Annotated in this window: 6 protein-coding genes, 1 tRNA gene, 1 rRNA gene and 1 pseudogene; 4 read left to right on the top strand and 5 right to left on the bottom strand. The window is 66.2% G+C overall.

Annotation, left to right across the window (positions count from 1 at the left end; translation table 11 throughout):
• The first annotated feature begins 13 nt into the window (after positions 1–13).
• Together rrf and RMO25_RS09130 are read left to right on the top strand one after the other, a co-directional pair.
• Positions 14–128, top strand: a 5S ribosomal RNA gene (rrf, locus tag RMO25_RS09135).
• A 213-nt stretch (positions 129–341) separates the two neighbouring features.
• A tRNA-Met gene (locus RMO25_RS09130) sits at positions 342–418 on the top strand.
• Between the two features lie 78 nt (positions 419–496).
• Here RMO25_RS09130 and RMO25_RS09125 read toward each other — a convergent pair.
• The 5 genes and pseudogenes from RMO25_RS09125 to RMO25_RS09105 all read right to left on the bottom strand — a co-directional run bounded on the left by RMO25_RS09125 (position 497) and on the right by RMO25_RS09105 (position 3,926).
• Positions 497–1,741, bottom strand: a complete 1,245-nt coding sequence (locus RMO25_RS09125; protein ID WP_309662292.1) for an ammonium transporter — start codon at positions 1,739–1,741, stop codon at positions 497–499.
• A 65-nt stretch (positions 1,742–1,806) separates the two neighbouring features.
• On the bottom strand, positions 1,807–2,433 hold the full coding sequence (locus tag RMO25_RS09120) for a M48 family metalloprotease (RefSeq protein WP_309662293.1): 627 nt from the start codon (positions 2,431–2,433) through the stop codon (positions 1,807–1,809).
• A gap of 36 nt (positions 2,434–2,469) precedes the next feature.
• Positions 2,470–2,664, bottom strand: a pseudogene (locus RMO25_RS09115) (M48 family peptidase); the annotation flags it as partial.
• A gap of 18 nt (positions 2,665–2,682) precedes the next feature.
• Positions 2,683–2,976: a hypothetical protein gene (locus RMO25_RS09110; RefSeq protein WP_309662291.1), complete on the bottom strand. Its 294-nt coding sequence runs from the start codon at positions 2,974–2,976 to the stop codon at positions 2,683–2,685.
• A 68-nt stretch (positions 2,977–3,044) separates the two neighbouring features.
• Positions 3,045–3,926, bottom strand: coding sequence for an arginase family protein (locus tag RMO25_RS09105; protein WP_309662290.1), 882 nt, complete (start codon positions 3,924–3,926; stop codon positions 3,045–3,047).
• Between the two features lie 43 nt (positions 3,927–3,969).
• Here RMO25_RS09105 and hutI point away from each other — a divergent pair, with 43 nt between their 5' ends.
• Positions 3,970–5,181, top strand: a complete 1,212-nt coding sequence (gene hutI / locus RMO25_RS09100) for an imidazolonepropionase (protein ID WP_309662289.1) — start codon at positions 3,970–3,972, stop codon at positions 5,179–5,181.
• A partial coding sequence (gene hutU, locus RMO25_RS09095) for a urocanate hydratase (RefSeq protein ID WP_309662288.1) occupies positions 5,178–6,691 on the top strand: 1,514 nt, incomplete at its 3' end. The genes hutI and hutU, both read left to right, overlap by 4 nt.

Here is a 6,691-nt window from a genome sequence, read left to right as displayed (position 1 = left end):
GCTGGCCCCATAGCTTGGTGGCCATAGCGTCCGTGACCCACCCGATCCCATCCCGAACTCGGCCGTGAAACCGGACAGCGCCGATGGTACTACTGCTTAAGCAGTGGAAGAGTAGGTCGTCGCCAGGCTTTGAAGCCAGCGTGGAACAAGAGAACCCATTCGCAACGTTAAACAAAGCCGCTGCCGGTTCGCCGAGCGGCGGCTTTGTTGTTTCGGGCACAGGAAGGTCCCGAAGCCGAAAGGCTTCGCAAGGCCGACCGGCCGCCCGGACCCCGATATTCGGGGGAGGACAGCCAAGTTGGCGAACGCCAGCGCCGGCGCCTGAGGCCAACAATTAGTGTCGCGGGGTGGAGCAGCCCGGTAGCTCGTCAGGCTCATAACCTGAAGGTCGTAGGTTCAAATCCTACCCCCGCAACCAACACCAAAGCCGCCTTCGGGCGGCTTTTTTGTTGCCCCGGGCATTGGATCCTCGGCCCGGCTACTGCTTGCTCCCAACTCAATAATTGTACGCTCGCTCGCCGTGGTCGCTGAGGTCGAGGCCTTCGCGTTCGCGCTCGCGGTCAAATCGCAGCGGCGTGACCCGCCGCACCAGCGCAAAGCACAATGCCGATCCCGCCGCCGACCAGGCGATGGCCACCGCGACCGCAATAATCTGCACCAGCAATTGATGCCCGAACGCGAAGCCAACGCCGCCATGTCCGCCGAGCATCGGCAGCGCGACCAAAGCGGTGCCGATCGAGCCGACAATCCCGCCCAACCCGTGGATCCCGAACACGTCGAGGCTGTCGTCGAGCTTGAGCCGGTTCTTCAGCGACCCGACGAAACCATAGCAAACCAGGCTGGCGACCGCGCCGAGCAGCATCGCGCCGACGGGGCCACTGACCCCCGCCGCCGGCGTCACCGCAACCAGGCCCGCGACGGCGCCCGAAGCGCCGCCGAGCATCGACGGTTTGCCCGACACCAGCCGCTCGATCCCCATCCACGCCAGCACCCCGGCGGCGGGCGCGACAAAGGTGTTGACCATCGCCACCGCCGCCAATCCATTGGCTTCGAGCGCCGACCCGGCGTTGAACCCGAACCAGCCGACCCACAGCAGTCCGGCTCCGACCATCGTCAGCGCCAGCGAGTGCGGCGGCATTGCCTCCTTGAGGTGACCGATGCGCGGCCCGGCGAATGCGACCCCTACCAGCCCCGCGATGCCGGCATTGATATGCACCACCGTGCCGCCGGCGAAGTCGATCGCGCCCATCGCGAACAGCAGACCGGTCGACGCCCACACCATGTGCGCCAGCGGGGCATAGACGATCGTCAGCCACAAAGCGGAAAACAGCATCACCGCGGCAAACCGCACCCGCTCGACCAGGGCGCCGATGACCAGCGCCGCGGTGATACTCGCGAAACTCATCTGGAAGGCGACGAATACCAGTTCCGGGATCGCGGCGCCGGCGCTGCCCACCGCCCAAAGCGACGATCCGTCGATCCCCGCCAAGCCCAATTTGTCGAACCCGCCGAGCCATGCCGAACCGTCGCTAAACGCGAGACTGTAGCCCCAGCCAACCCAGCTCAGGATGGCGACCGCGGTAATGCCCAGCACCTGGCTCATAACCGACAGCAAATTCTTCGCCCGGACCAGCCCGCCGTAGAACAGGGCCAGCCCGGGCAATACCATCACCATCACCAGTGCCGTCGACACCAGCATCCACGCTGTGTCGCCGCTGTCGATGGTCAGTGCCTGGTCCATATGGCCATCAAGCTAGCCCCTCGGGGCCGCCGGACCATGTGAAACCTTCACCCCGTGGCGAAAGCTCAGTTGGCCGGCGACGCCGGATGCGCTGCCTTCCACGCCATCGCCGTGCGCACGCGCCGTTCGACCGACGGATGGTCGTAGAAGACCGCTTCCTCGACTGCGCTCGGCCGCGGGTAGCGATATTCGGCGGTCTTCACGAGCGCGGTCGACAAGGCGTCGGGCCGGTTCTCGGTCACCAGTGAATAATTGTCGGCCTGGTTCTCGAGCGTGCGGCTGAACGTATTGGTCAGCGGCGTCACCAGCACCCCAAACAGCGAGACGATGAATATCAGCACCGGGATGCCGCGCGGATCGGCGATCCCCGCATCGCTGCCGAAGGCTCGGGCGAAGCGCGGAAACAGCCGGTCGGCGAGCCAGAACAGGAAGATTGCCAAGATCGAGAAGAACGCGAGACCGTACCAGGTGTGCTTGAGCACATAATGGCCGATCTCGTGGCCGGTGACGGCGCGCACTTCATCCAGCGATGCGCTTTTGACGGCGACGTCCGAAATGGCGACCCGCGCCGTGCTGCCGACGCCGCCAGCGTTGGCGGTGAAATTGTTCGACTGGCGCGAGCCGTCGTACATGTAGATTTTGTTGGGCGGGATGCCGGCGCGACCGGCCATCTCCACCACGGCGTCGCGCACTTGCCCCGGCGGCACCGGTTCATATTTGTTGAACAAAGGCTCAACCAGCACCGGCGCCAAGAGGAAAATGAACGCCAGCGCCACGGCCGTCAGTGCGCCGGACCACAACCACCACAGGCCGCTCGCCCGCCGCATCAGCCAGTACAGCCCCATCAGGAATAGTGCGGTCACGACCGTCGTGATCCCGATCGACAGCGCCGCCTGACCCAGGAAGTCACCGAGCGGCTGGCTGGTGCGCCCGTAACTCGTTTAGCGCCACCAGCCGGAATAGATGGTCCACGGCAAGGACAGCACCGCCGAGACAATCAAGAATGCAGCGCTGACGACGAAGGCCCGCAGATTGCGCCGCTTGTCGCCCAGCTTGCTGTCGAGGCGATCGAGGATTCCCCAGCGGACGATCAGCCAGGTAACGACCGCGGCGACGACCAGCCCCCACAGCAACAACCAGTGGCCACCGAGGGTATACGCGTGCGCCTTGTCGAGCGCCGCCTTGCCGAGACTGTCGATATAAGCCGCCGTGGCGACGTTCGGATCGAATGCCATAAAACCGTTCCCCCTGGTTAGCGCCGGCACCGTAACATTCCCGTTCTCGGGTGCAACCGCGACGAATGCTACCGCAGTTCGAACCCGGCCAAGCACTCGGCGATCCAGCGCGCGGCGGTCAGCGCGCTCAGATCCGTCGGGTCGAGCGACGGGTCCCATTCGGTCAGGTCGATCACCCGCACCCGCGGATCGGATGCCAACGCGCGGACGGCGGCGAAGAAATCGGCGACCGCCATCCCGCCCGGCCGCGCGCCCGGGGCGCCAGGCATTTGTGCCCGGTCGATGACGTCGATGTCGCAATCCACCACCAGTGCGTCGCAGTGGGCGACATGATCCATTGCGCGCGCGATCGCTTGCGCGATGCCGTCGCGGCGCACGTCGCTGATCGTCACGACCAGATTGCCGGCGGCGATCGCATCCTCGTGCATGGCGCTGGTGTTGGCGAAGCTGGCCAGCCCGACCTGCACGATATTGGCCCCGGGCAGCCCGTCCTCGATTAGCGCCCGCACCGGATTGCCATTGCTCAGGCCGCCGCTCGTCTCGCGCATGTCGAAATGGGCGTCGAGCGTGATCAGCCCAATTTCGTCGAGCGCCCCGCCGATCCCCAGCACCGCCGGGCGGGTGATGGCATTATTGCCGCCGACCAGCAGGGTCAGCGTATGCGCCGCCGCGCTTGCCGCAACCGCGGCGGTCAGCGGCGCCGTCGCTTGCTCGATGGTCAGACCGGCGAGATCGACATTGCCTCGGTCGGCAACCTTGGTCGCCAGTTCACGTCCAGCTTCGACGTCGTAGCGGCCAATCCGCTTGAGCGTCGCGCGCAGCAATTGCGGGGCTTGGTCGTAGGCCCCAGGCGTGACCGATCCGACGCCGAGCGGCGCGCCCAGCAGCCCAACCGGAGTCGCCGCGGTGCCCGCAACCAATAGCTCGGCGAGATGTGGCCAATCGCTCATCGCTTTGACGGTAACACTGGCCGTGCCCTAAGGCGATTCCGACATGTGGGACCGCCTCCTGATCGACTGCAGCGTCGCGACGATGGAAAGCCGTCCCGGCGATCCCTTGGGCATTATGACCAATGCCGCGATCGGCATCCAGGACGGCAAGATCGTCCGCATCGGCAAGCGCACCGAATTGGCCGGTTTCCGCGCCGCCGAAGTGGTCCCGCTCGACGGCGCCTGGGTCACGCCTGGCCTGATCGACTGCCACACCCACCTCGTCTTTGGCGGCACCCGCGCTGACGAACATGCGATGCGCCGCGCCGGCGCTTCGTACGAAGACATCGCCCGGGCCGGCGGCGGCATCGCCTCGACGGTCGCCAAGACCCGGGCGGCGTCGGCGACGGATCTGATCTCGTCGGGCCGACGGCGGTTGCACGCGCTGATGGCCGGCGGCGTTACCACGGTGGAAATCAAGTCGGGCTACGGCCTCGATACGGCCAGCGAAATGCGGCTGCTCAACGCGGCGAAAGCGCTCGGCAAGAGCGAGCCGGTCCTGGTCGTCGGCACTTTGCTCGCGCTCCACGCGCTGCCGCCCGAATTCGCCGACCGCCGCGACGATTATGTGGCGATGGTCGTCGACGAAATGATCCCGGCGATCGCCAAGGCCGGCCTGGCCACCAGCGTCGACGCTTATTGCGACACCATCGCTTTTACTCCGCCCGAGGTCGAGCGCCTGTTCCGCGCCGCCGCCGCGTATGGCCTGCGGGTCAAGCTCCACGCCGAGCAATTGTCCAACCAGTCCGGCGCCGCGCTCGCCGCCCAATATCGCGCCTTGTCCGCCGATCATCTCGAATATCTCGACGCGGCGGGCGCGAGAGCGATGGCCGAAGCGGGCACCGTCGCGGTGCTCCTCCCCGGCGCTTTTTATGCGCTGCAGGAAAGCCGCAAGCCGCCGGTGCAATTGCTCCGCGACCACGGCGTTCGCATCGCCGTCGCCACCGACTGCAACCCCGGCACGTCGCCTCTGCTGTCGCCGATCCTGGCAATGAACATGGCCTGCACCCTGTTCGGGCTGACTCCGGAGGAGGCGCTGGCCGGCATGACCATCAACGCCGCACATGCGCTCGGCCTCGAAAAGGACATTGGCAGCATTGCGCCCGGCAAAGCCGCCGACCTCGCCGTGTGGCGGCTCGAAAGCCTCGCCGAGCTCGGCTACTGGATCGGCCTGCCGGGGCCGGAGCGCCGCATCTTCGGAGGATTGGACGCTTGACGGATCGCCGCGACAACAGCCGCCATATCCGTGCCCGCCGCGGGCCTGAAATTGTCGCCAAAAGCTGGGCGACCGAAGCGGCGGTTCGCATGCTGATGAACAACCTCGACGCCGAAGTCGCCGAGGACCCACAAAGCCTGGTCGTCTACGGCGGCATCGGCCGCGCGGCGCGCAACTGGGCCTGCTTCGACAAGATCGTCGACACGCTCGAACGGCTCGGCAACGAAGAGACCCTGCTGGTCCAGTCGGGCAAGCCGGTCGGCGTGTTCCGCACCCACAAGGACGCACCCCGCGTACTGATCGCCAACTCCAACCTCGTCCCCAAATGGGCGACATGGGAGGTGTTCAACCAGCTCGATCGCGCCGGCCTGATGATGTACGGCCAGATGACCGCCGGCAGCTGGATCTACATCGGCACCCAAGGCATCGTCCAAGGCACGTTCGAGACCTTCGCCGAAATGGGTCGCCAGCATTATGGCGGCGACCTCAAGGGCAAATGGATCCTCACCGCCGGCCTTGGCGGCATGGGCGGCGCGCAACCTCTCGCGGCGGTGATGGCCGGCGCCCACTGCATCGCCATCGAGGTCCAGGAAAGCTCGATCGAGAAGCGCCTTGAAACCCGCTATGTCGATCATCGCGCGACCAGCATCGACGAAGCGCTCGAGATTATTCGCGCTGCCACCGAACCGACCAGCGTTGGCCTGCTCGGCAACGCCGCCGAAATCCTGCCCGAAATGCTGGAGCGCGGCATCCGCCCCGACGCGCTCACCGACCAGACCAGCGCCCATGACCCGGCCAACGGTTACTGCCCGGCCGGCTGGTCAGTCGCCAAGTGGATCGAAATGCGTGAGCGCGACCCCGCCGCCGTCGCCACCGCTGCGCGCCAATCGATGGCCAAGCATGTCGAAGCGATGCTGGCGTTCCAGAAACTCGGCGTGCCGACCTTCGATTATGGCAATAACATCCGCCAGGAAGCGCTCGACACTGGCGTCGCCCACGCCTTCGACTTCCCCGGCTTCGTCCCGGCTTACGTCCGGCCTTTGTTCTGCCGCGGCATCGGCCCGTTCCGCTGGGTCGCGCTGAGCGGCGATTCCGAGGACATCTACAAGACCGATCAGCGGGTGAAGGAGCTGATCCCCGACGATCCCCACCTCCATCGCTGGCTCGACATGGCCCGCGACCGGATCGCCTTCCAGGGCCTCCCCGCCCGTATCTGCTGGGTCGGCCTCGGCCAGCGCCACCGCTTGGGCCTCGCGTTCAACGAGATGGTCAAGAACGGCGAAGTCTCCGCCCCGATCGTCATCGGCCGCGACCACCTCGACTCAGGCAGCGTCGCCTCACCCAATCGCGAAACCGAAAGCATGAAGGACGGCAGCGACGCCATCTCCGACTGGCCGCTGTTGAACGCTTTGCTCAACACCGCGTCGGGCGCGACCTGGGTCTCGTTCCACCACGGCGGCGGCGTCGGCATGGGCTATTCGCAGCACGCCGGCATGGTCATCGTCGCCGA

It is taken from the genome of Sphingomonas sp. (genome assembly GCF_031361285.1).
Lineage (GTDB): Bacteria > Pseudomonadota > Alphaproteobacteria > Sphingomonadales > Sphingomonadaceae > Sphingomicrobium.
This window is presented reverse-complemented; position numbering and strand designations above follow the sequence as displayed.

Coding starts and splice junctions, on each gene's coding strand:
- RMO25_RS09105 (WP_309662290.1), bottom strand. CDS start 3,926: ATGAGCGATTGGCCACATCTCGCCGAGCTATTGGTTGCGGGCACCGCG.
- RMO25_RS09125 (WP_309662292.1), bottom strand. CDS start 1,741: ATGGACCAGGCACTGACCATCGACAGCGGCGACACAGCGTGGATGCTG.
- hutI (WP_309662289.1), top strand. CDS start 3,970: ATGTGGGACCGCCTCCTGATCGACTGCAGCGTCGCGACGATGGAAAGC.
- RMO25_RS09110 (WP_309662291.1), bottom strand. CDS start 2,976: ATGGCATTCGATCCGAACGTCGCCACGGCGGCTTATATCGACAGTCTC.